We start from the raw sequence: 24,362 nt of genomic DNA on the forward strand, positions 1-24,362 counted from the left end.
TCCAATTAAACACCTATAGTTTGTGTTATGGGAGGAGTCTTTTTATTTTACAAGCGTTAAATACTTTAAAAAATGTGAAGAAGTTGTTAAACGTTGTTATGTACTTAGTTTTAAAAAATCGGTTTAGGCATATGTCGATGATAAATGTACTGATTTTTAACAATAAATGCATAAACTAATTGTCAGTGTGCTTATATTTCTTAACATTGTTATTTAACAAAATTATGTTAAAATTTAGCATTATAAAAGATGCAAATCAATGACTTGAATTGAAATATAAATAGGAGCGAATGCTATGGAATTATCAGAAATCAAACGAAATATAGATAAGTATAATCAAGATTTAACACAAATTAGGGGGTCTCTTTGACTTAGAGAACAAAGAAACTAATATTCAAGAATATGAAGAAATGATGGCAGAACCTAATTTTTGGGATAACCAAACGAAAGCGCAAGATATTATAGATAAAAATAATGCGTTAAAAGCAATAGTTAATGGTTATAAAACACTACAAGCAGAAGTAGATGACATGGATGCTACTTGGGATTTATTACAAGAAGAATTTGATGAAGAAATGAAAGAAGACTTAGAGCAAGAGGTCATTAATTTTAAGGCTAAAGTGGATGAATACGAATTGCAATTATTATTAGATGGGCCTCACGATGCCAATAACGCAATTCTAGAGTTACATCCTGGTGCAGGTGGCACGGAGTCTCAAGATTGGGCTAATATGCTATTTAGAATGTATCAACGTTATTGTGAGAAGAAAGGCTTTAAAGTTGAAACTGTTGATTATCTACCTGGGGATGAAGCGGGGATTAAAAGTGTAACATTGCTCATCAAAGGGCATAATGCTTATGGTTATTTAAAAGCTGAAAAAGGTGTACACCGACTAGTACGAATTTCTCCATTTGATTCATCAGGACGTCGTCATACATCATTTGCATCATGCGACGTTATTCCAGATTTTAATAATGATGAAATAGAGATTGAAATCAATCCGGATGATATTACAGTTGATACATTCAGAGCTTCTGGTGCAGGTGGTCAGCATATTAACAAAACTGAATCGGCAATACGAATTACCCACCACCCCTCAGGTATAGTTGTTAATAACCAAAATGAACGTTCTCAAATTAAAAACCGTGAAGCAGCTATGAAAATGTTAAAGTCTAAATTATATCAATTAAAATTGGAAGAGCAGGCACGTGAAATGGCTGAAATTCGTGGCGAACAAAAAGAAATCGGCTGGGGAAGCCAAATTAGATCATATGTTTTCCATCCATACTCAATGGTGAAAGATCATCGTACGAACGAAGAAACAGGTAAGGTTGATGCAGTGATGGATGGAGACATTGGACCATTTATCGAATCATATTTAAGACAGACAATGTCGCACGATTAATATATATTTTAAAACCGAGGCTCTAAAAGGGCGTCGGTTTTTGGTTTTTTTAAAGGTAGCTAAATAAATTGTAAATTAGATTTTGGAATATGATTTGTTTATGAATATTTAAGTACAATTCGGTAGATAGAGTTAGAATATATTTTTTAAAAGTTGTGTTTGTTAAAACAACATATGCAGTGTGCATTTAGTAATATTACCTATGGCGATTTTCAAGGTATTGAATTAATTATTGAAAACGTTCTCAATTACATGGTATGAATACATTTTACACTATGATAAAAGGTTGTATTCTTTTTATATTGTTAACCATTTGATTACATCGTTATAACAATAGCTTTTGACAAAATGTATTGTGCTATAGTATTTGCATACTTAAAATACTAACAGCAAAGGAATGACAGCAAGATGAAAAAATCTCTTACAGTGACGGTTTCGTCAGTGTTAGCTTTTTTAGCTTTAAATAATGCAGCACATGCACAACAACATGGCACACAAGTAAAAACACCTGTTCAACATAATTATGTATCAAATGTTCAAGCACAAACGCAATCACCGACAACTTATACAGTAGTTGCTGGCGATTCATTATATAAGATTGCTTTAGAGCATCACTTAACGTTGAATCAATTATATTCATACAATCCTGGTGTAACACCTTTAATTTTTCCTGGTGACGTGATTTCACTTGTGCCTCAAAATAAAGTGAAACAAACTAAAGCGGTTAAATCACCAGTAAGAAAAGCAAGCCAAGCTAAAAAGGTAGTAAAACAACCTGTACAACAAGCATCTAAAAAAGTAGTAGTTAAGCAAGCACCTAAGCAAGCAGTAACTAAGACAGTTAATGTAGCATACAAACCTGCTCAAGTACAAAAATCAGTACCAACTGTACCTGTTGCACATAACTACAATAAATCAGTTGCTAACAGAGGAAACTTATATGCTTATGGAAACTGCACATATTATGCTTTCGATCGTCGTGCACAATTAGGTAGAAGTATAGGAAGTTTATGGGGCAATGCAAATAACTGGAATTACGCAGCAAAAGTTGCAGGATTTAAAGTAGATAAAACACCAGAAGTTGGCGCTATTTTCCAAACAGCTGCTGGTCCATATGGACATGTTGGTGTTGTTGAATCTGTAAACCCTAATGGAACAATTACTGTTTCTGAAATGAACTATGCTGGATTTAATGTTAAATCTTCAAGAACAATTTTAAATCCAGGAAAATATAATTACATCCACTAAGTAATATATCAAGACAAGACTATCCTCTTAGCCTGTTTAAGTAACAGGTTGAGAGGATTTTTTGGTATCATTTAATCAGAGTTATATAAAGAAGATATTTAAATGATATTTAATTGATTGATATGTAAAAAGAAAGTATAATTTATGATTAATTAATGGAGGAGGTAATTGAAATGGGTGTACATCAATATTTTAAAAGATTATCAGATATGGAAAGACTTATAAGATTACCTGGAAAATTTAAATATTTTGAACACAATGTTGCAGCACACTCCTTTAAAGTAACTAAAATTGCACAATATCTAGCAACAGTTGAAGAATATCATGGACGAAAGATTAATTGGAAAAGCTTATATGAAAAAGCATTAAATCATGATTTCGCCGAAGTGTTTACTGGTGATATAAAAACACCTGTTAAATATGCGAGTAGTGAATTAAAAAAATTATTTTCGCAAGTTGAAGAAGAAATGGTAGAGACCTTTATTGAAGAAGAAATTCCATTATAATATAGAGATGTTTATAAGCAACGACTGCAAGAAGGTAAAGATGATTCATTAGAAGGCCAAATACTTTCAGTTGCTGATAAAATTGATTTGCTTTATGAAACATTTGGAGAAATACAAAAACGTAATCCCGAAGAATTATTTTTCGAAATTTATGAAATGAGTCTAGAAACAATTATTCAATTTGACCATTTAGCATCTGTACAAGATTTTATTAATAATATCATTCCAGAAATGTTGACTGAAAACTTTATACCTAGAACAGAATTAAGAGAAACAACCATGAACATTTTAAATAAAAGAAAAGAGGAAAATGAATGATATGGTATTTTAGCGCAGCATTCTTTCCATGTGTCTTGGTAGTATTATTTAGTGTAATAACAAGAAGTAAATGGGTCGGTACTATTCTGACATTAATTTTAATTGGTGCCTCAATCTATAAAGAGTATTTCCATAACGAGTGGATTATTTTTATTGATGTAGTGTCATTATTAGCTGGTTATTTAATTATAGATCAACTCGAATTTCATAAACATCAAGATGAAGATCGCTAAGATTAACTTTAAAATAATGTTTCAAACAAATTTGTTGAAACAAAATGATGATTAATATAATGTGTATTTACATACTAAAAATAACAAGATAAACGATTTGATTTAAGGCAAGCATAGTTAGCACAACTATGTTTGTTTTTCTTTGTTCGACATTTTTACGAACAAACGTTTGCTTTTTGTGTGACTACTTTGCTAAAATATGTAATGAGAAAGCAAAGAGTTGAGCGGAAATATAAATAATACGTTGAAAGAGGAGGCATATGTGACAATGGTTGAACATTATCCTTTTAAAATACATTCTGATTTTGAGCCTCAAGGTGACCAACCGCAAGCAATTAAAGAAATCGTGGAAGGTATTAAAGCGGGGAAAAGACATCAAACTTTATTAGGTGCTACTGGCACAGGGAAAACATTTACGATGAGTAATGTTATTAAAGAAGTTGGGAAACCAACGTTAATTATCGCGCATAACAAAACATTAGCAGGACAATTATATAGTGAGTTTAAAGAATTTTTTCCTGAAAACAGGGTGGAATACTTTGTAAGTTACTATGATTATTATCAACCAGAGGCATACGTACCGTCTACTGACACTTTTATTGAAAAAGATGCCTCAATCAATGATGAAATTGATCAACTACGACATTCTGCTACAAGTGCATTATTTGAACGCGATGATGTAATTATTATTGCTAGTGTAAGTTGTATATATGGTTTAGGTAATCCTGAAGAATATAAAGATTTAGTAGTAAGTGTTCGAGTTGGTATGGAAATGGATAGAAGTGAATTACTTAGAAAACTTGTAGATGTGCAATATACACGAAATGACATCGATTTCCAACGAGGAACGTTTCGAGTGCGTGGTGATGTAGTGGAAATATTCCCAGCCTCTAAAGAAGAACTTTGTATAAGGGTTGAGTTTTTCGGCGATGAGATTGACCGTATCCGAGAAGTTAACTACCTAACAGGTGAAGTGTTGAAAGAAAGAGAACATTTTGCGATATTCCCAGCTTCTCACTTCGTAACACGTGAAGAAAAGTTGAAAGTTGCGATTGAACGTATTGAAAAAGAATTGGAAGAACGATTGAAAGAATTACGAGATGAGAATAAATTACTAGAAGCGCAAAGGTTAGAACAGCGTACCAACTATGATTTAGAAATGATGCGAGAGATGGGATTCTGTTCAGGAATTGAAAACTATTCCGTACATTTAACTTTGCGACCACTGGGTTCGACACCATATACTTTATTGGATTACTTTGGCGATGATTGGTTAGTAATGATTGATGAATCACATGTGACATTACCGCAAGTTCGAGGCATGTATAACGGAGACAGAGCGCGTAAACAAGTTTTGGTGGATCATGGGTTTAGATTACCGAGTGCATTAGATAACCGTCCACTTAAATTTGAAGAATTTGAAGAAAAGACAAAACAACTTGTGTATGTATCTGCAACGCCTGGACCATACGAAATTGAACATACGGATAAGATGGTTGAACAAATTATTCGTCCTACTGGTTTACTGGATCCTAAGATTGAGGTTAGACCTACTGAAAATCAAATTGACGATTTATTAAGTGAAATTCAAACAAGAGTTGAGCGTAATGAACGCGTACTTGTTACAACGCTCACTAAAAAGATGAGTGAAGATTTAACCACATACATGAAAGAAGCGGGTATTAAAGTTAATTATCTGCATTCAGAAATCAAGACATTAGAACGAATTGAAATAATTAGAGACTTACGAATGGGTACATATGATGTTATCGTAGGTATTAATTTATTAAGAGAGGGTATTGATATACCAGAAGTTTCTCTAGTTGTCATATTAGATGCAGATAAAGAAGGGTTTTTACGTTCTAACCGCTCATTAATTCAAACAATAGGTAGAGCTGCGCGTAACGATAAAGGTGAAGTCATTATGTATGCCGATAAAATGACTGATTCGATGAAGTATGCAATTGATGAGACACAACGTCGTCGAGAAATACAGATGAAACATAATGAAAAACATGGTATTACACCTAAAACAATTAATAAAAAAATACATGATTTAATTAGTGCTACTGTTGAAAATGACGAAAATAATGACAAAGCACAAACTGTGATACCTAAGAAGATGACGAAAAAAGAACGTCAAAAGACAATCGACAATATAGAAAAAGAAATGAAACAAGCAGCGAAAGATTTAGATTTCGAGAAAGCTACAGAATTAAGAGATATGTTATTTGAATTAAAAGCAGAAGGGTGACAAGTAAATGAAAGAACCATCCATAGTAGTAAAAGGTGCTCGTGCGCATAACTTGAAAGATATTGATATCGAACTACCTAAAAATAAATTAATTGTTATGACAGGTTTATCTGGGTCAGGTAAATCGTCATTAGCATTCGATACTATATATGCTGAAGGACAACGACGTTATGTTGAATCATTAAGTGCCTATGCGCGTCAATTTTTAGGCCAAATGGACAAACCAGATGTTGATACAATTGAAGGATTATCGCCAGCAATTTCAATAGATCAAAAAACAACAAGTAAAAATCCAAGATCAACTGTAGCAACAGTAACAGAAATATATGATTATATACGTTTGTTATATGCACGTGTTGGTAAACCTTACTGTCCAAATCACAATATAGAAATTGAATCGCAAACAGTACAACAAATGGTTGACCGCATTATGGAATTAGAGGCACGTACAAAGATTCAATTATTAGCACCTGTCATCGCTCATCGTAAAGGTAGTCATGAAAAGCTAATCGAAGATATTGGTAAAAAAGGTTATGTACGTTTAAGAATCGATGGCGAAATTGTTGATGTAAATGATGTACCTACTTTAGATAAGAACAAGAATCATACAATAGAAGTTGTTGTAGACCGATTAGTTGTTAAAGATGGAATTGAAACACGACTAGCTGACTCTATAGAAACTGCCTTAGAGCTTTCAGAAGGACAATTAACAGTCGATGTCATTGACGGGGAAGACCTTAAGTTTTCAGAAAGCCATGCTTGTCCTATATGTGGATTTTCAATCGGAGAGTTAGAACCAAGAATGTTTAGCTTTAACAGTCCTTTTGGTGCTTGTCCGACATGTGATGGCTTAGGCCAAAAGTTAACAGTCGATGTAGACTTGGTTGTTCCCGACAAAGATAAGACGCTAAACGAAGGTGCAATAGAACCTTGGATACCGACGAGTTCTGATTTTTATCCAACATTGTTAAAACGTGTTTGTGAAGTTTATAAAATCAATATGGATAAACCTTTTAAAAAGTTAACAGAACGTCAACGTGATATTTTATTGTATGGTTCTGGTGACAAAGAAATTGAATTTACATTTACACAACGTCAAGGTGGTACTAGAAAACGAACAATGGTTTTCGAGGGTGTAGTTCCTAATATAAGTAGACGATTCCATGAATCTCCTTCAGAATATACACGTGAAATGATGAGTAAATATATGACTGAACTACCTTGCGAAACTTGTCATGGAAAGCGATTGAGTCGTGAAGCGTTATCTGTTTATGTAGGTGGTTTAAATATTGGTGAAGTAGTCGAATATTCAATCAGTCAAGCGCTGAACTATTATAAAAACATTGATTTGTCAGAACAAGATCAAGCGATTGCAAATCAAATATTGAAAGAAATTATTTCCCGACTCACTTTTTTAAATAATGTGGGACTTGAATATTTAACGTTAAACAGAGCTTCAGGTACACTTTCAGGTGGTGAAGCACAACGTATTCGATTAGCAACGCAAATTGGGTCGCGTTTGACTGGTGTCTTATATGTATTAGATGAGCCATCAATTGGACTGCATCAAAGAGATAATGATCGATTAATTAATACACTTAAAGAAATGAGAGATTTAGGAAATACTTTAATTGTAGTTGAACACGATGATGATACAATGCGTGCGGCTGATTACTTAGTGGATATAGGTCCTGGTGCTGGTGAACATGGAGGGCAGATTGTGTCTAGTGGTACTCCTCAAAAGGTAATGAAAGATAAAAAATCATTAACAGGACAATACTTGAGTGGTAAGAAACGTATTGAAGTACCTGAATATCGCAGACCGGCTTCAGATCGTAAAATTTCTATACGTGGAGCTAGAAGCAACAATCTTAAAGGGGTTGATGTGGACATACCACTATCAATCATGACGGTTGTTACAGGTGTATCAGGTTCTGGTAAAAGCTCATTAGTAAATGAAGTATTATACAAATCATTAGCTCAAAAAATTAATAAATCTAAAGTAAAGCCAGGATTGTACGATAAGATTGAAGGTATTGATCAACTTGATAAAATTATTGATATTGATCAATCACCAATAGGTAGAACGCCACGCTCTAATCCAGCAACATATACTGGTGTGTTTGATGATATACGTGATGTGTTTGCGCAAACAAATGAAGCTAAAATTCGAGGATATCAAAAAGGGCGTTTTAGTTTTAATGTAAAAGGTGGACGCTGTGAAGCTTGTAAAGGTGACGGTATTATTAAAATTGAAATGCATTTTTTACCTGATGTTTATGTTCCTTGTGAAGTGTGTGATGGTAAACGATATAATCGTGAGACACTAGAGGTTACTTACAAAGGTAAAAATATTGCTGACATTTTAGAAATGACTGTTGAAGAAGCAACACAATTTTTTGAAAATATTCCTAAGATTAAGCGCAAGTTACAAACACTAGTTGATGTTGGTCTTGGATACGTCACATTAGGTCAACAAGCTACAACGTTATCAGGTGGTGAGGCTCAACGTGTGAAACTTGCATCTGAACTTCATAAACGTTCAACTGGTAAATCTATTTATATCCTAGATGAACCGACAACAGGGTTACATGTTGACGATATTAGTAGATTATTAAAAGTATTAAACCGATTAGTTGAAAATGGTGATACTGTTGTAATTATTGAACATAACCTAGATGTTATCAAAACAGCAGACTATATTATAGACTTAGGTCCTGAAGGTGGTAGTGGCGGTGGTACTATTGTTGCGACTGGCACACCCGAAGATATTGCTCAGACAAAGTCATCATATACAGGAAAGTATTTAAAAGAAGTACTTGAACGAGATAAACAAAATACTGAAGATAAATAAGATTAAAAGAAGTGAAGGATGTTATAAATTTATCCTTCGCTTCTTTTTATTAATTTAGTAATGAATAGTAGAAAGAAAAGATGCGTAAAAAGAATTATGTTAAGATAGGGTCAATCTAGAGTAGTTAAACATAAATCGAACTGGGAGTGGGACAGAAATGATAAAGAATCACTAATGATTTATTATGTAGTGGTTCTTTGTCATTAGCCACAGCTATTGTGTACTTAAAAATAGGAATGCATGAGTGCAACTCATGCATAAGAAATACTAATTTCTAAAGAAAAAGTATTTCTTTATGTTGGGGCCCCGCCAACTTGCATTGTTTGTAGAATTTCTTTTCGAAATTCTTTATGTTGGGGCCCCGCCAACTAATTCCAATATATCATTGTAGAGCTTAGGTCATTGATTTTTGGCTCGGACTTTTATGGCGATATGAACCATGTAAATTAAGCAAGCAATAAATTAATGATTGATATTGACTTGTAAAATAATAACAATAATGAACAATTAATATTTATTTTAGCTTTTCAATGTAGATTGGTGTTATATTTTTGATATGATAAGAAGAGATGTAAGAGTAGGGATAAATACAATTGAGGTGAACCCATGTTAACGACAGAAAAACTAGTTGAAACATTAAAGTTAGATTTAATCGCTGGTGAAGAAGGACTATCGAAGCCAATTAAAAATGCTGATATATCAAGACCGGGCTTAGAGATGGCAGGTTATTTTTCACATTATGCGTCAGATAGAATACAACTATTAGGAACAACGGAACTATCGTTTTACAATTTATTACCAGATAAGGATCGCGCAGGTCGTATGCGTAAACTATGCAGACCAGAAACGCCTGCAATTATTGTGACACGTGGATTGCAGCCACCAGAAGAATTAGTTGAAGCTGCAAAAGAATTAAATACCCCACTTATAGTTGCTAAAGATGCGACTACAAGTTTAATGAGTCGCTTAACAACGTTTTTAGAGCATGCACTTGCAAAGACGACATCTTTACATGGTGTTTTAGTAGATGTTTACGGTGTTGGTGTACTAATTACCGGTGATTCAGGAATAGGTAAAAGTGAGACTGCGTTGGAATTAGTTAAACGTGGGCATAGATTAGTAGCAGATGATAATGTAGAAATACGTCAAATTAATAAAGATGAACTAATAGGGAAACCACCAAAGTTAATAGAACATCTATTAGAAATACGTGGACTAGGTATTATCAATGTTATGACTTTATTTGGCGCGGGTTCAATATTAACTGAAAAACGAATTAGATTAAATATTAATTTGGAAAACTGGAACAAGCAAAAGTTATATGACCGCGTAGGTCTTAATGAAGAGACGCTAAGTATTTTAGATACTGAAATCACTAAAAAAACAATACCTGTAAGACCTGGTAGAAATGTTGCGGTAATTATTGAGGTCGCTGCAATGAACTATCGATTAAATATCATGGGCATTAACACGGCCGAAGAATTTAGTGAAAGATTAAATGAAGAAATTATCAAGAACAGTCATAAGAGTGAGGAGTAGGTTGAATGGGTATTGTATTTAACTATATAGATCCTGTGGCATTTAACTTAGGACCACTGAGTGTACGATGGTATGGAATTATCATTGCTGTCGGAATATTACTTGGTTACTTTGTTGCACAACGTGCACTAGTTAAAGCAGGATTACATAAAGATACTTTAGTAGATATTATTTTTTATAGTGCACTATTTGGATTTATCGCGGCACGAATCTATTTTGTGATTTTCCAATGGCCATATTACGCGGAAAATCCAAGTGAAATTATTAAAATATGGCATGGTGGAATAGCAATACATGGTGGTTTAATAGGTGGCTTTATTGCTGGTGTTATTGTATGTAAAGTGAAAAATTTAAACCCATTTCAAATTGGTGATATCGTTGCGCCAAGTATAATTTTAGCGCAAGGAATTGGACGCTGGGGTAACTTTATGAATCACGAGGCACATGGTGGATCGGTGTCACGCGCTTTTTTAGAACAATTACATTTGCCTAATTTTATAATAGAAAATATGTATATTAACGGCCAATATTATCATCCAACATTCTTATATGAATCCATTTGGGATGTCGCTGGATTTATTATCTTAGTTAATATTCGTAAACATTTAAAATTAGGAGAAACATTCTTTTTATATTTAACTTGGTATTCAATTGGTCGATTCTTTATAGAAGGATTACGTACAGATAGCTTAATGCTCACAAGTAATATTAGAGTTGCACAATTAGTATCAATTCTTTTAATTTTAATAAGTATAAGTTTAATTGTATATAGAAGGATTAAGTATAATCCACCGTTGTATAGCAAAGTTGGGTCGCTTCCATGGCCAACAAAAAAAGTGAAGTAGTGATAGTTTGAGGAAATTTTTATCAAAAACACATCATCATACAAACCCTTTATGGCGTGTATACCGTCTTGTTAAATTTTCGAAAGTTTTTAAGAATGTAATTATCATTGAATTTTCGAAATTTATTCCAAGTATGGTACTGAAAAGACATATATATAAACAACTTTTAAATATTAATATCGGTAATCAATCGTCGATAGCTTATAAAGTAATGTTAGATATTTTTTACCCAGAACTGATTACGATTGGTAGTAACAGTGTTATTGGTTACAATGTAACAATTTTGACGCATGAAGCATTAGTTGATGAATTTCGTTATGGACCAGTGACGATAGGATCTAACACTTTGATTGGTGCAAATGCTACCATTTTACCCGGTATAACGATTGGTGACAATGTAAAAGTTGCAGCTGGTACGGTTGTTTCAAAAGATATACCGGATAATGGATTTGCATATGGCAACCCTATGTATATAAAAATGATTAGGAGGTGACAATTTTATGGCGCAAAAGAATAATAATGTAATTCCAATGACTTTTGATGATGCATTTTATCGTAAAATGGCTAAACAGAAGTTTAAACAAAGAGAATATAAACGAGCTGCTGAATACTTTGAAAAAGTGTTAGAATTGTCACCTGATGATCTGGAAATTCAAATTGATTATGCACAATGTCTAGTGCAACTTGGTATTGCTAAAAAAGCAGAACATTTATTTTATGACAATATTATTTATAATAGGCATCTAGAAGATAGCTTTTATGAATTGAGTCAGCTCAACATTGAAGTTAACGAACCAAACAAGGCATTCTTGTTTGGTATTAATTATGTTATTGTTAGCGACGACCAAGATTATAGAGATGAATTAGATCAAATGTTTGATGTGAAATATCAAAGTGAAGAACAAATTGAACTTGAAGCTCAATTGTTTGTAGTTCAAATACTATTCCAATATCTTTTTTCTCAAGGTCGATTAAAAGATGCAAAGAATTATGTCTTACATCAACCACAAGAAGTTCAAGATCATCGTGTAGTACGTAATTTATTGGCAATGTGTTATTTATATCTCGGTGAATATGATACGGCTAAAGCATTGTACGAAGCACTATTACAAGAGGATAGTACAGATATATATGCATTATGCCATTATACTTTGCTACTTTATAACACTAAGGAAAATGAACAATATCAAAAATATTTAAAAATATTAAACAAAGTTGTACCTATGAATGACGATGAAAGTTTTAAATTAGGTATTGTATTAAGTTATTTAAAGCAGTATCGTGCATCACAACAATTGTTGTACCCTTTATATAAAAAAGGGAAATTTTTATCAATTCAAATGTACAATGCTTTAGCATATAATTATTATTATTTAGGTGAAGAAGACGAAAGTCATTACTACTGGGATAAATTGAAGCAAATTTCTAAAGTGGAAATTGGACATGCGCCTTGGGTAATTGAAAATAGCAAAGAAGTTTTTGACCAACATATTTTGCCATTACTTCAAAGTGATGACAGTCATTATCGTTTATATGGTATTTTTTTATTGGATCAATTAAATGGTAAAGAAATTGTGATGACGGAAAGTATTTGGCAGGTTTTGGAAAATCTAAATAATTATGAGAAATTGTATTTAACGTATTTAGTTCAAGGTTTAACGCTCAATAAATTAGACTTCATTCATCGCGGCTTATTAACGCTTTACCATAATGAATTATTTGTAAGTGAAAATGATGTAATGGTTGCATGGATTAATCAAGGTGAACTCATAATTGCTGAAAAAGTAGATTTAACTGATGTTGAGCCATATATCGGTGCGTTTATTTATTTGTATTTTAAAAATCAACCTCGAAACGTTACAAAGAAGCAAATTACAACATGGTTAGGCATAACACAATATAAACTGAACAAAATGATTGAATTTCTCTTGAGCATATAGATTTATGAAAAGTTAGATTTATTATATAATGCGCATAATGATTAATAATGAGGAGGCGTTAATAAAATGACTGAAATAGATTTTGATATAGCAATTATCGGTGCAGGTCCAGCTGGTATGACTGCTGCAGTATACGCATCACGTGCTAATTTAAAAACAGTTATGATTGAAAGAGGTATTCCAGGCGGTCAAATGGCTAATACAGAAGAAGTAGAGAACTTCCCTGGTTTCGAAATGATTACAGGTCCAGATTTATCTACAAAAATGTTTGAACACGCTAAAAAGTTTGGTGCAGTTTATCAATATGGAGATATTAAATCTGTAGAAGATAAAGGCGAATATAAAGTGATTAACTTTGGTAATAAAGAATTAACAGCGAAAGCGGTTATTATTGCTACAGGTGCAGAATACAAGAAAATTGGTGTTCCGGGTGAACAAGAACTTGGTGGACGCGGTGTAAGTTATTGTGCAGTATGTGATGGTGCATTCTTTAAAAATAAACGCCTATTCGTTATCGGTGGTGGTGATTCAGCAGTAGAAGAGGGAACATTCTTAACTAAATTTGCTGACAAAGTAACAATCGTTCACCGTCGTGATGAGTTACGTGCACAGCGTATTTTACAAGATAGAGCATTCAAAAATGATAAAATCGACTTTATTTGGAGTCATACTTTGAAATCAATTAATGAAAAAGACGGCAAAGTGGGTTCTGTGACATTAACGTCTACAAAAGATGGTTCAGAAGAAACACACGAGGCTGATGGTGTATTCATCTATATTGGTATGAAACCATTAACAGCGCCATTTAAAGACTTAGGTATTACAAATGATGTTGGTTATATTGTAACAAAAGATGATATGACAACATCAGTACCAGGTATTTTTGCAGCAGGAGATGTTCGCGACAAAGGTTTACGCCAAATTGTCACTGCTACTGGCGATGGTAGTATTGCAGCGCAAAGTGCAGCGGAATATATTGAACATTTAAACGATCAAGCTTAATTCGAAGTCGAATTAAGATGTTGAGCTGTAAATTATTTGGATATTTATTTTAATAGTGTCATCACAGCGTTAAAATAATGTCTTACTTTTAAATTAAAGCAAATTATATAGAAAACTAGAACTTAGTACGTATCATTTGTGCGTTTCAATGAGTTCTAGTTTTTTTATATGTTATATTAAACTTATAACTTTATGGGAGTGGGACAGAAATGATAAAGAGCCACTAATGATTTATTATGTAGTGGTTCTTAAACATTAGCCACAGCTAATGTGTACTTAAAAATAGGAATACATGAGTAAAACTCATGCATAAGAAATACTAATTTCTATAGAAAAAGTATTACTTTATCGTTGTCCCACCCCAACTTGCACATTATTGTAAGCTGACTTTCCGCCAGCTTCTGTGTTGGGGCCCCGCCAACTTGCACATTATTGTAAGCTGACTTTTCGTCAGCTTCTGTGTTGGGGCCCCGCCAACTTGCATTGTCTGTAGAAATTGGGAATCCAATTTCTCTATGTTGGGGCCCACACCCCAACTCGCATTGCCTGTAGAATTTCTTTTCGAAATTCTCTGTGTTGGGGCCCACACCCCAACTCGCATTGCCTGTAGAATTTCTTTTCGAAATTCTCTGTGTTGGGGCCCCTGACTAGAGTTGAAAAAAGCTTGTTGCAAGCGCATTTTCATTCAGTCAACTACTAGCAATATAATATTATAGACCCTAGGACATTGATTTATGTCCCAAGCTCCTTTTAAATGATGTATATTTTTAGAAATTTAATCTAGACATAGTTGGAAATAAATATAAAACATCGTTGCTTAATTTTGTCATAGAACATTTAAATTAACATCATGAAATTCGTTTTGGCGGTGAAAAAATAATGGATAATAATGAAAAAGAAAAAAGTAAAAGTGAACTATTAGTTGTAACAGGTTTATCTGGCGCAGGTAAATCTTTGGTTATTCAATGTTTAGAAGACATGGGATATTTTTGTGTAGATAATCTACCACCAGTGTTATTGCCTAAATTTGTAGAGTTGATGGAACAAGGAAATCCATCCTTAAGAAAAGTGGCAATTGCAATTGATTTAAGAGGTAAGGAACTATTTAATTCATTAGTTGCAGTAGTGGATAAAGTCAAAAGTGAAAGTGACGTCATCATTGATGTTATGTTTTTAGAAGCAAGTACTGAAAAATTAATTTCAAGATATAAGGAAACGCGTCGTGCACATCCTTTGATGGAACAAGGTAAAAGATCGTTAATCAATGCAATTAATGATGAGCGAGAGCATTTGTCTCAAATTAGAAGTATAGCTAATTTTGTTATAGATACTACAAAGTTATCACCTAAAGAATTAAAAGAACGCATTCGTCGATACTATGAAGATGAAGAGTTTGAAACTTTTACAATTAATGTCACAAGTTTCGGTTTTAAACATGGGATTCAGATGGATGCAGATTTAGTATTTGATGTACGATTTTTACCAAATCCATATTATGTAGTAGATTTAAGACCTTTAACAGGATTAGATAAAGACGTTTATAATTATGTTATGAAATGGAAAGAGACGGAGATTTTCTTTGAAAAATTAACTGATTTGTTAGATTTTATGATACCCGGGTATAAAAAAGAAGGGAAATCTCAATTAGTAATTGCCATCGGTTGTACGGGTGGACAACATCGATCTGTAGCATTAGCAGAACGACTAGGTAATTATCTAAATGAAGTATTTGAATATAATGTTTATGTGCATCATAGGGACGCACATATTGAAAGTGGCGAGAAAAAATGAGACAAATAAAAGTTGTACTTATCGGTGGTGGCACTGGCTTATCAGTTATGGCTAGGGGATTAAGAGAATTCCCAATTGATATTACGGCGATTGTAACAGTTGCTGATAATGGTGGGAGTACAGGGAAAATCAGAGATGAAATGGATATACCAGCACCAGGAGACATCAGAAATGTGATTGCAGCTTTAAGTGATTCTGAGTCAGTTTTAAGCCAACTTTTTCAGTATCGCTTTGAAGAAAATCAAATTAGCGGTCACTCATTAGGTAATTTATTAATCGCAGGTATGACTAATATTACGAATGATTTCGGACATGCCATTAAAGCATTAAGTAAAATTTTAAATATTAAAGGTAGAGTCATTCCATCTACAAATACAAGTGTGCAATTAAATGCTGTTATGGAAGATGGAGAAATTGTTTTTGGAGAAACAAATATTCCTAAAAAACATAAAAAAATTGATCGTGTGTTTTTAGAACCTAACGATGTGCAACCAATGGAAGAAGCAATCGATGCTTTAAGGGAAGCAGATTTAATCGTTCTTGGACCAGGGTCATTATATACGAGCGTTATTTCTAACTTATGTGTGAATGGTATTTCAGATGCGTTAATTCATTCTGATGCGCCTAAGCTATATGTTTCTAATGTGATGACGCAACCTGGGGAAACAGATGGTTATAGCGTGAAAGATCATATCGATGCGATTCATAGACAAGCTGGACAACCGTTTATTGATTATGTCATTTGTAGTACACAAACTTTCAATGCTCAAGTTTTGAAAAAATATGAAGAAAAACATTCTAAACCAGTTGAAGTTAATAAGGCTGAACTTGAAAAAGAAAGCATAAATGTAAAAACATCTTCAAATTTAGTTGAAATTTCTGAAAATCATTTAGTAAGACATAATACTAAAGTGTTATCGACAATGATTTATGACATAGCTTTAGAATTAATTAGTACTATTCCTTTCGTACCAAGTGATAAACGTAAATAATATAGAACGTAATCATATTATGATATGATAATAGAGCTGTGAAAAAAATGAAAATAGACAGTGGTTCTAAGGTGAATCATGTTTTAAATAAGAAAGGAATGACTGTACGATGAGCTTTGCATCAGAAATGAAAAATGAATTAACTAGAATAGACGTCGATGAAATGAATGCAAAAGCAGAGCTCAGTGCACTGATTCGAATGAATGGTGCACTTAGTCTTTCAAATCAACAATTTGTTATAAATGTTCAAACGGAAAATGCAACAACGGCAAGACGTATTTATTCGTTGATTAAACGTGTCTTTAATGTGGAAGTTGAAATATTAGTCCGTAAAAAAATGAAACTTAAAAAAAATAATATTTATATTTGTCGTACAAAGATGAAAGCGAAAGAAATTCTTGATGAATTAGGAATTTTAAAAGACGGCATTTTTACGCATGAAATTGATCATTCAATGATTCAAGATGACGAAATGAGACGCAGTTACTTGAGAGGAGCTTTTCTGGCAGGTGGCTCAGTGAATAACCCTGAAACATCTTCGTACCATTTGGAAATTTTTTCTCAAAATGAGAGTCATGCAGAAGGCTTAACGAAACTAATGAATAGTTATGAGTTGAATGCCAAACATTTAGAGCGAAAAAAAGGAAGTATTACGTATTTAAAAGAAGCGGAAAAGATTTCGGATTTTCTTAGTTTGATAGGTGGCTATCAAGCGTTATTAAAATTTGAAGACGTACGTATTGTAAGAGATATGCGTAATTCTGTTAACCGACTCGTTAATTGTGAAACGGCCAATCTAAATAAAACAGTTAGTGCTGCGATGAAACAAGTTGAGAGCATTAAATTGATTGATAAAGAAATTGGTATTGAAAATTTACCAGACAGGTTGAGAGAGATTGCTAGAATTCGAGTAGAACATCAAGAAATTTCGTTGAAAGAGCTTGGAGAAATGGTATCAACTGGTCCAATTTCAAAATCAGGTGTAAATCACCGATTAAGAAAACTGAATGATTTAGCCGATAAGATTAGAAATGGTGAACAAATAGAATTATAAGTAAGAAGGTGTTTTTGGTAGTGAATTATCAAAAACACTTTTTTATGATTAAAAAGTGTTTAATGAATAATAGTCGACTAACTATTAAATTGAGCTGGAAAGTTTAATGAAGGAAATTCAATAACCAAGTGATGCCTAATTTTCTCATTAAATAGCATCATATGTATCAATTTGGTCATAAGAAAATATGAATGTGATAATTAATTGAGTCCCTGAAAGTCCCTGATCATAGACAAAAACAAAATCAGCATAAATAAGAATCCCGACATTGCGGGATTCTCTGTATTGAAAAGTATTGTATTTTATTAAAACAGCCTCCTTGAAGGGAATTGAACCCCTATCTTAAGAACCGGAATCTTACGTGTTATCCATTACACCACAAGGAGCAAATATGTAATCATATCTCTGTACTATGAGAAGTAAAATAAGTACAATCTAAAATAGATATTATCAGTTTACAAAGGAAAGAGAAAAGCGTCAAACAATGTAACTATTTAAAGTCAAAGTGTTTGACCAAATTTGACTTAATATGTAAAATAATGAGTAACAGTTATTACAAGGAGGAAATATAGATGAATTTAATTCCTACAGTTATTGAAACAACAAACCGCGGTGAACGTGCATATGATATATACTCACGTTTATTAAAAGACCGTATTATTATGTTAGGTTCACAAATTGATGACAACGTAGCAAATTCAATCGTATCACAGTTATTATTCTTACAAGCGCAAGACTCAGAGAAAGATATTTATTTATACATTAATTCACCAGGTGGAAGTGTAACAGCTGGTTTTGCGATTTATGATACAATTCAACACATTAAACCTGATGTTCAAACAATTTGTATCGGTATGGCTGCATCAATGGGATCATTCTTATTAGCAGCTGGTGCAAAAGGTAAACGTTTCGCGTTACCAAATGCAGAAGTAATGATTCACCAACCATTAGGTGGTGCTCAAGGACAAGCAACTGAAATCGAAATTGCTGCAAATCACATTTTAAAAACACGTGAAAAATTAAACCGCATTTTATCAGAGCGTACTGGTCAAAGTATTGAAAAAATACAAAAAGACACAGATCGTGATAACTTCTTAACTGCAGAAGAAGCTAAAGAATATGGCTTAATTGATGAAGTGATGGTACCTGAAACAAAATAATTCAAAGTAAAGAGTAGACTAAGCTGTCTGCTCTTTTTGTATGAGTAAACCAAGGTGTCAATAATTTGTTTACTATACTTTGAGCGGAAATATGATTGAATGAAGCTAGTTGAACCGTAACTATATGAAATGTTCCCTTCAAAGTAGACATTGAAAGGAACATTTCAATCCTTTGTTTGTAAGTCGCTCTAGACATTACATTTAGTACATATGTTGTTTCTAATGCTCATTAATGGTATTGATTATTCTTTAATTAAATCTTCAAGTGCCATTTTTAAATTACTATATTTAAATTGGAATCCCAATGCTTGAATTTTATTAGGTAATACTTTTTGAGTATCCAATACTACTGTTGACATTTGACCAAGTATGAGACGCATTGCAAGACTTGGTGCCCAAGTTTCATGAGGCTTATGCATAGCTCTTGCTAAAGTGTAGCCAAATAAATTTTGACGTTCAGGTATAGGTGCAGTTAAATTAAACGGACCACTAGCTGACTCGTTATTTATTAAAAATAAAATAGCTTGAATTAAATCATTGATATGAATCCATGAATACCATTGTTGACCAGAACCTAATTTACCACCAATGTAATATTCGTATGGTAGTTTCATTGTTTGTAACGCACCGCCTTCATTCGATAAAATTATACCGAAACGACCGATGACAACTCGTGTACCTAATTGTTCAAATTGTTGTGCGAAACGTTCCCATTGATACACAATATCTGATAAGAAATCAAAAGGTAAAGTTTTATAAACTTCTGTGTAACTCATAAATAAATCAGGAGGATAGTAACCAGTGGCACTAGCATTAAATAAAGCTTTAGGTGCTTTATTACGTGATTTAAACAATTCATATAAAGCTTGCGTAGATTGAATTCTACTTAGCATTAGCGTTTGTTTATATTCCGGTGTCCATCGTTTATTCAATGTAGCACCTGCTAAGTTGATGACCACATCGATATTTTGAGGAACTTTGTGTTCCCACCCAGATTTAGCCCAGTTGACATATGAAATTTTCTTATCATTTGAAATTTGGTCGTGTCGCGTTAATATCGTGATATGTGAATCTGATTTTTTAATTTCATTAACTAATTGAGATCCAACCATACCAGTCCCACCAGTAATTAAGTATTGTTTCATTATCATTCACCCCATGTAATTTTGTATTTAGTTACTATTTAATAATCATTATTGTTGTTCAAAGGTTATACATTATTTAGACAATAATATGTCAATAACTTTTTTTGAATTGTATTTTAATAAAAATGATATAAGTTATAATAAAGGTGTACCTTCGATAACGAATAAACATCTCTTAAAAGTATGTGTAAAACGCTGCATGATACAAACGAAGGTAAAAATTTGACTCCCTTTAGTAGTGGACCCGTACGTTAATCGTGCGGGTCGTTTTTATTTATTTCTTATTCCCATTATACATCAATTTAAAGCATTAATTTTTTAAACAAATTTAAGAATACATAGTAATATAACAATCTAAACATAAAAACTTTTAACACAACACTTAAACCAATGCTTTAATTTTCAATACGTAGCTATAATTTGTTGTAAAATCAAAAAGGTTAAAATGTTAATTTTCAAAAAAAGGCTCAAAATATGTTTGATTTAGTTATTAAATGTTAAGATATATAAGACTACTATTTCTTTGTAAAAATGAATCCGATTTACGAGTGAGTAATAGTGAAGGCAGTTTTAAGTTGAAGAAGGCAAAAAGAGTAAATGTTTATTAATATTTGTAGAAACTAGGTAAGCAAATTAGTTGTGAAAATGTTAATGGTTGCGTGATAATTTCTATATTTAAATTAGTTTGAAGTGAGGGAGAGTATGTCGAATCAAAATTACGACTACAATAAAAATGAAGATGGAAGTAAGAAGAAAATGAGTACAACAGCGAAAGTAGTTAGCATTGCGACGGTATTGCTATTACTCGGAGGATTAGTATTTGCAATTTTTGCATATGTAGATCATTCGAATAAAGCTAAAGAACGTATGTTGAACGAACAAAAGCAGGAACAAAAAGAAAAGCGTCAAAAAGAAAATGCAGAAAAAGAGAGAAAGAAAAAGCAACAAGAGGAAAAAGAGCAGAATGAGCTAGATTCACAAGCAAACCAATATCAGCAATTGCCACAGCAGAATCAATATCAATATGTGCCACCTCAGCAACAAGCACCTACAAAGCAACGTCCTGCTAAAGAAGAGAATGATGATAAAGCATCAAAGGATGAGTCGAAAGATAAGGATGACAAAGCATCTCAAGATAAATCAGATGATAATCAGAAGAAAACTGATGATAATAAACAACCAGCTCAGCCTAAACCACAGCCGCAACAACCAACACCAAAGCCAAATAATAATCAACAAAACAATCAATCAAATCAGCAAGCAAAACCACAAGCACCACAACAAAATAGCCAATCAACAACAAATAAACAAAATAATGCTAATGATAAGTAGTATTTAGTCAAACAAAAATGAACCAGTATGACAGACAACACAATTAATTAGGTTGTCTCGAATATTGGTTCTTATTTTTATAATTGTTAATTAGGGGAGAGATGATACTTAAATAGTTAGTTGTTTATTTTACGGATAGTGAAATTTATTTTGAGTGAGGTGGGACAGAAATGATATTTTTGCAAAATTTATTTCGTCGTCCCACCCCAACTCGCATTGCCTGTAGAATTTCATTTCGAAATTCTCTATGTTGGGGCCCCTGACTTTAATTGAAAAAAGCTTGTTACAAGTGCATTTTCGTTCGGTTAACTACTACTAATGTGACTTTTTGGATTCTAGAGCATTGATTTATGTCCTAGTCTCAAATAATAAGCAAATGATTATCGAGTCAGTATAAGGGTATACATTTGACTACAGCGAATAAAATAAAACGTTTTGTTGAATAACAAATCGAAAATATATTGCAAGCGCTTTATCAAATTATTTAGAAAATTTAAGTTTTATGCTTGCAATTTTTGAAATAGAATAGTACTATTGCAAGTGTAAAGAGGTTAATTTTTGTCCCACGCGGGACTTAAAAAGGCAACCACTGGTTGTGACATATCCTTATTTACATTTATAAATATAAGGAGGAGGTAGTAGTGAAAGACTTATTGCAAGCACAGCAAAAGCTTATACCGGATCTCATAGATAAAATGTATAAACGTTTTTCTATTCTTACTACTATCTCAAAAAATCAGCCTGTCGGACGTCGAAGTTTAAGCGAACATATGGATATGACTGAACGTGTACTGCGTTCTGAAACAGATATGCTTAAGAAACAAGATTTGATAAAAGTTAAGCCTACCGGAATGGAAATTACAGCTGAAGGTGAGCAACTGATTTCGCAATTGAAAGGTTACTTTGATATCTATGCAGATGATAATCGTCTGTCAGAAGGTATTAAGAATAAATTTCAAATTAAGGAAGTTCATGTTGTTCCTGGTGATGCTGATAATAGTCAATCTGTTAAAACAGAATTAGGTAGACAAGCAGGTCAATTACTTGAAGGCATATTACAAGAAGACGCGATAGTTGCTGTAACTGGCGGATCCACGATGGCATGTGTTAGTGAAGCAATTCATTTATTACCATATAATGTATTCTTCGTACCAGCCAGAGGTGGACTAGGCGAAAATGTTGTCTTTCAGGCAAACACAATTGCAGCCAGTATGGCACAACAAGCTGGCGGTTATTATACGACGATGTATGTACCTGATAATGTCAGTGAAACAACATATAATACATTGTTGTTAGAGCCATCAGTCATAAACACTTTAGACAAAATTAAACAAGCAAACGTTATATTACACGGCATTGGTGATGCGCTGAAGATGGCGCATCGACGTCAATCACCTGAAAAGGTCATTGAACAACTTCAACATCATCAAGCTGTCGGAGAGGCATTTGGTTATTATTTTGATACACAAGGTCAAATTGTCCATAAGGTTAAAACAATTGGACTTCAATTAGAAGACCTTGAATCAAAAGACTTTATTTTTGCAGTTGCAGGAGGCAAATCGAAAGGTGAAGCAATTAAAGCATACTTGACGATTGCACCCAAGAATACAGTGTTAATCACTGATGAAGCCGCAGCAAAGATAATACTTGAATAAGAGATAAAAAGTTTAATACTTTTTAAATATCATTTTAAAGGAGGCCATTATAATGGCAGTAAAAGTAGCAATTAATGGTTTTGGTAGAATTGGTCGTTTAGCATTCAGAAGAATTCAAGAAGTAGAAGGTCTTGAAGTTGTAGCAGTAAACGACTTAACAGATGACGACATGTTAGCGCATTTATTAAAATATGACACTATGCAAGGTCGTTTCACAGGTGAAGTAGAGGTAGTTGATGGTGGTTTCCGCGTAAATGGTAAAGAAGTTAAATCATTCAGTGAACCAGATGCAAGCAAATTACCTTGGAAAGACTTAAATATCGATGTAGTATTAGAATGTACTGGTTTCTACACTGATAAAGATAAAGCACAAGCTCATATTGAAGCAGGCGCTAAAAAAGTATTAATCTCAGCACCAGCTACTGGTGACTTAAAAACAATCGTATTCAACACTAACCACCAAGAGTTAGACGGTTCTGAAACAGTTGTTTCAGGTGCTTCATGTACTACAAACTCATTAGCACCAGTTGCTAAAGTTTTAAACGATGACTTTGGTTTAGTTGAAGGTTTAATGACTACAATTCACGCTTACACAGGTGATCAAAATACACAAGACGCACCTCACAGAAAAGGTGACAAACGTCGTGCTCGTGCAGCGGCAGAAAACATCATCCCTAACTCAACAGGTGCTGCTAAAGCTATCGGTAAAGTTATTCCTGAAATCGATGGTAAATTAGATGGTGGTGCACAACGTGTTCCTGTAGCTACAGGTTCATTAACTGAATTAACAGTAGTATTAGAAAAACAAGACGTAACAGTTGAACAAGTTAACGAAGCTATGAAAAATGCTTCAAACGAATCATTCGGTTACACTGAAGACGAAATCGTTTCTTCAGACGTTGTAGGTATGACTTACGGTTCATTATTCGACGCTACACAAACTCGTGTAATGTCAGTTGGCGACCGTCAATTAGTTAAAGTTGCAGCTTGGTATGATAACGAAATGTCATATACTGCACAATTAGTTCGTACATTAGCATACTTAGCTGAACTTTCTAAATAATTTTAGTATAGTTTTTATTCAAATA

The 24,362-nt window shown here is 33.2% G+C and carries 20 protein-coding genes and 1 pseudogene; 20 read left to right on the top strand and 1 reads right to left on the bottom strand.

All coding sequences use genetic code 11. The annotated features are described in order from the left end of the window. The first annotated feature begins 22 nt into the window (after positions 1–22). The 17 genes and pseudogenes from AA076_RS14575 to clpP all read left to right on the top strand — a co-directional run bounded on the left by AA076_RS14575 (position 23) and on the right by clpP (position 19,142). On the top strand, positions 23–127 hold the full coding sequence (locus AA076_RS14575; protein ID WP_001790092.1) for a hypothetical protein: 105 nt from the start codon (positions 23–25) through the stop codon (positions 125–127). Positions 128–295: 168 nt separating this feature from the next. Beyond that, positions 296–1,406, top strand: a protein-coding gene (gene prfB, locus AA076_RS03755) for a peptide chain release factor 2 (protein ID WP_010956549.1) whose coding sequence is annotated in 2 segments (ribosomal slippage) — positions 296–367 and positions 369–1,406 — 1,110 coding nt in all. Because the reading frame shifts where the segments join, the coding sequence is not laid out codon by codon here. A gap of 153 nt (positions 1,407–1,559) precedes the next feature. After that, positions 1,560–1,667 carry a hypothetical protein gene (locus AA076_RS14580; RefSeq protein ID WP_001790093.1) on the top strand — a complete coding sequence of 36 codons (108 nt, stop codon included), beginning with the start codon at positions 1,560–1,562 and terminating at the stop codon, positions 1,665–1,667. A 147-nt stretch (positions 1,668–1,814) separates the two neighbouring features. Beyond that, a complete protein-coding gene (locus AA076_RS03765; RefSeq protein ID WP_000749380.1) occupies positions 1,815–2,654 on the top strand; it encodes a COG3942 and LysM peptidoglycan-binding domain-containing protein in 840 nt (279 codons plus the stop codon). Between the two features lie 173 nt (positions 2,655–2,827). Then, a pseudogene (locus AA076_RS03770) lies at positions 2,828–3,478 on the top strand (YfbR-like 5'-deoxynucleotidase). Further along, positions 3,475–3,711 (top strand): CsbA family protein, encoded by a 237-nt coding sequence (locus tag AA076_RS03775; protein ID WP_000638419.1) that lies wholly within the window; start codon positions 3,475–3,477, stop codon positions 3,709–3,711. Before AA076_RS03770 ends, AA076_RS03775 begins: the two are co-directional and overlap by 4 nt. A 268-nt stretch (positions 3,712–3,979) precedes the next feature. After that, positions 3,980–5,965 carry an excinuclease ABC subunit UvrB gene (uvrB, locus tag AA076_RS03780; protein ID WP_000229253.1) on the top strand — a complete coding sequence of 662 codons (1,986 nt, stop codon included), beginning with the start codon at positions 3,980–3,982 and terminating at the stop codon, positions 5,963–5,965. Positions 5,966–5,972: 7 nt separating this feature from the next. Beyond that, positions 5,973–8,819 carry an excinuclease ABC subunit UvrA gene (uvrA, locus tag AA076_RS03785; protein WP_000662681.1) on the top strand — a complete coding sequence of 949 codons (2,847 nt, stop codon included), beginning with the start codon at positions 5,973–5,975 and terminating at the stop codon, positions 8,817–8,819. A gap of 606 nt (positions 8,820–9,425) precedes the next feature. After that, positions 9,426–10,358, top strand: coding sequence for an HPr(Ser) kinase/phosphatase (hprK, locus tag AA076_RS03790; RefSeq protein ID WP_000958224.1), 933 nt, complete (start codon positions 9,426–9,428; stop codon positions 10,356–10,358). Between the two features lie 5 nt (positions 10,359–10,363). Continuing rightward, positions 10,364–11,203, top strand: coding sequence for a prolipoprotein diacylglyceryl transferase (lgt, locus tag AA076_RS03795; protein ID WP_001836215.1), 840 nt, complete (start codon positions 10,364–10,366; stop codon positions 11,201–11,203). Positions 11,204–11,210: 7 nt separating this feature from the next. After that, entirely contained in the window at positions 11,211–11,696 is a 486-nt protein-coding gene (locus tag AA076_RS03800; RefSeq protein ID WP_001224793.1) for an acyltransferase, read from the top strand. 7 nt (positions 11,697–11,703) lie between these two features. Next, the gene (locus AA076_RS03805; RefSeq protein ID WP_000057542.1) at positions 11,704–13,143 is read left to right on the top strand and encodes a tetratricopeptide repeat protein; all 1,440 of its coding nucleotides are present in this window, start codon (positions 11,704–11,706) and stop codon (positions 13,141–13,143) included. A 66-nt stretch (positions 13,144–13,209) separates the two neighbouring features. Further along, positions 13,210–14,145 (top strand): thioredoxin-disulfide reductase, encoded by a 936-nt coding sequence (gene trxB / locus AA076_RS03810; RefSeq protein WP_000134963.1) that lies wholly within the window; start codon positions 13,210–13,212, stop codon positions 14,143–14,145. An 879-nt stretch (positions 14,146–15,024) separates the two neighbouring features. Then, positions 15,025–15,936 carry an RNase adapter RapZ gene (rapZ, locus tag AA076_RS03820; protein WP_000369722.1) on the top strand — a complete coding sequence of 304 codons (912 nt, stop codon included), beginning with the start codon at positions 15,025–15,027 and terminating at the stop codon, positions 15,934–15,936. After that, positions 15,933–16,928 (top strand): YvcK family protein, encoded by a 996-nt coding sequence (locus AA076_RS03825; RefSeq protein WP_001248939.1) that lies wholly within the window; start codon positions 15,933–15,935, stop codon positions 16,926–16,928. The genes rapZ and AA076_RS03825 overlap by 4 nt, the downstream gene beginning before the upstream one ends. Positions 16,929–17,037: 109 nt before the next feature. Beyond that, positions 17,038–17,982: a DNA-binding protein WhiA gene (whiA, locus tag AA076_RS03830; protein WP_000006551.1), complete on the top strand. Its 945-nt coding sequence runs from the start codon at positions 17,038–17,040 to the stop codon at positions 17,980–17,982. A gap of 572 nt (positions 17,983–18,554) precedes the next feature. Further along, entirely contained in the window at positions 18,555–19,142 is a 588-nt protein-coding gene (gene clpP, locus AA076_RS03840) for an ATP-dependent Clp endopeptidase proteolytic subunit ClpP (RefSeq protein ID WP_001049165.1), read from the top strand. Positions 19,143–19,384: 242 nt separating this feature from the next. Here the strand turns inward: clpP and AA076_RS03845 are convergent, their stop codons facing one another. After that, the gene (locus AA076_RS03845; protein ID WP_000816295.1) at positions 19,385–20,287 is read right to left on the bottom strand and encodes a TIGR01777 family oxidoreductase; all 903 of its coding nucleotides are present in this window, start codon (positions 20,285–20,287) and stop codon (positions 19,385–19,387) included. 702 nt (positions 20,288–20,989) lie between these two features. Here AA076_RS03845 and AA076_RS03850 point away from each other — a divergent pair. The 3 genes from AA076_RS03850 to gap all read left to right on the top strand — a co-directional run bounded on the left by AA076_RS03850 (position 20,990) and on the right by gap (position 24,337). After that, positions 20,990–21,619, top strand: coding sequence for a DUF4887 domain-containing protein (locus AA076_RS03850; RefSeq protein WP_000070826.1), 630 nt, complete (start codon positions 20,990–20,992; stop codon positions 21,617–21,619). A 641-nt stretch (positions 21,620–22,260) separates the two neighbouring features. After that, positions 22,261–23,274: a sugar-binding transcriptional regulator gene (locus tag AA076_RS03855; RefSeq protein WP_000654030.1), complete on the top strand. Its 1,014-nt coding sequence runs from the start codon at positions 22,261–22,263 to the stop codon at positions 23,272–23,274. A gap of 52 nt (positions 23,275–23,326) precedes the next feature. Continuing rightward, positions 23,327–24,337, top strand: coding sequence for a type I glyceraldehyde-3-phosphate dehydrogenase (gene gap / locus AA076_RS03860; protein WP_000279414.1), 1,011 nt, complete (start codon positions 23,327–23,329; stop codon positions 24,335–24,337). The last annotated feature ends 25 nt before the right edge of the window (positions 24,338–24,362 follow it).

This window comes from Staphylococcus aureus, from assembly GCF_001027105.1.
In the GTDB taxonomy this organism is placed as follows: Bacteria; Bacillota; Bacilli; order Staphylococcales; family Staphylococcaceae; genus Staphylococcus; species Staphylococcus aureus.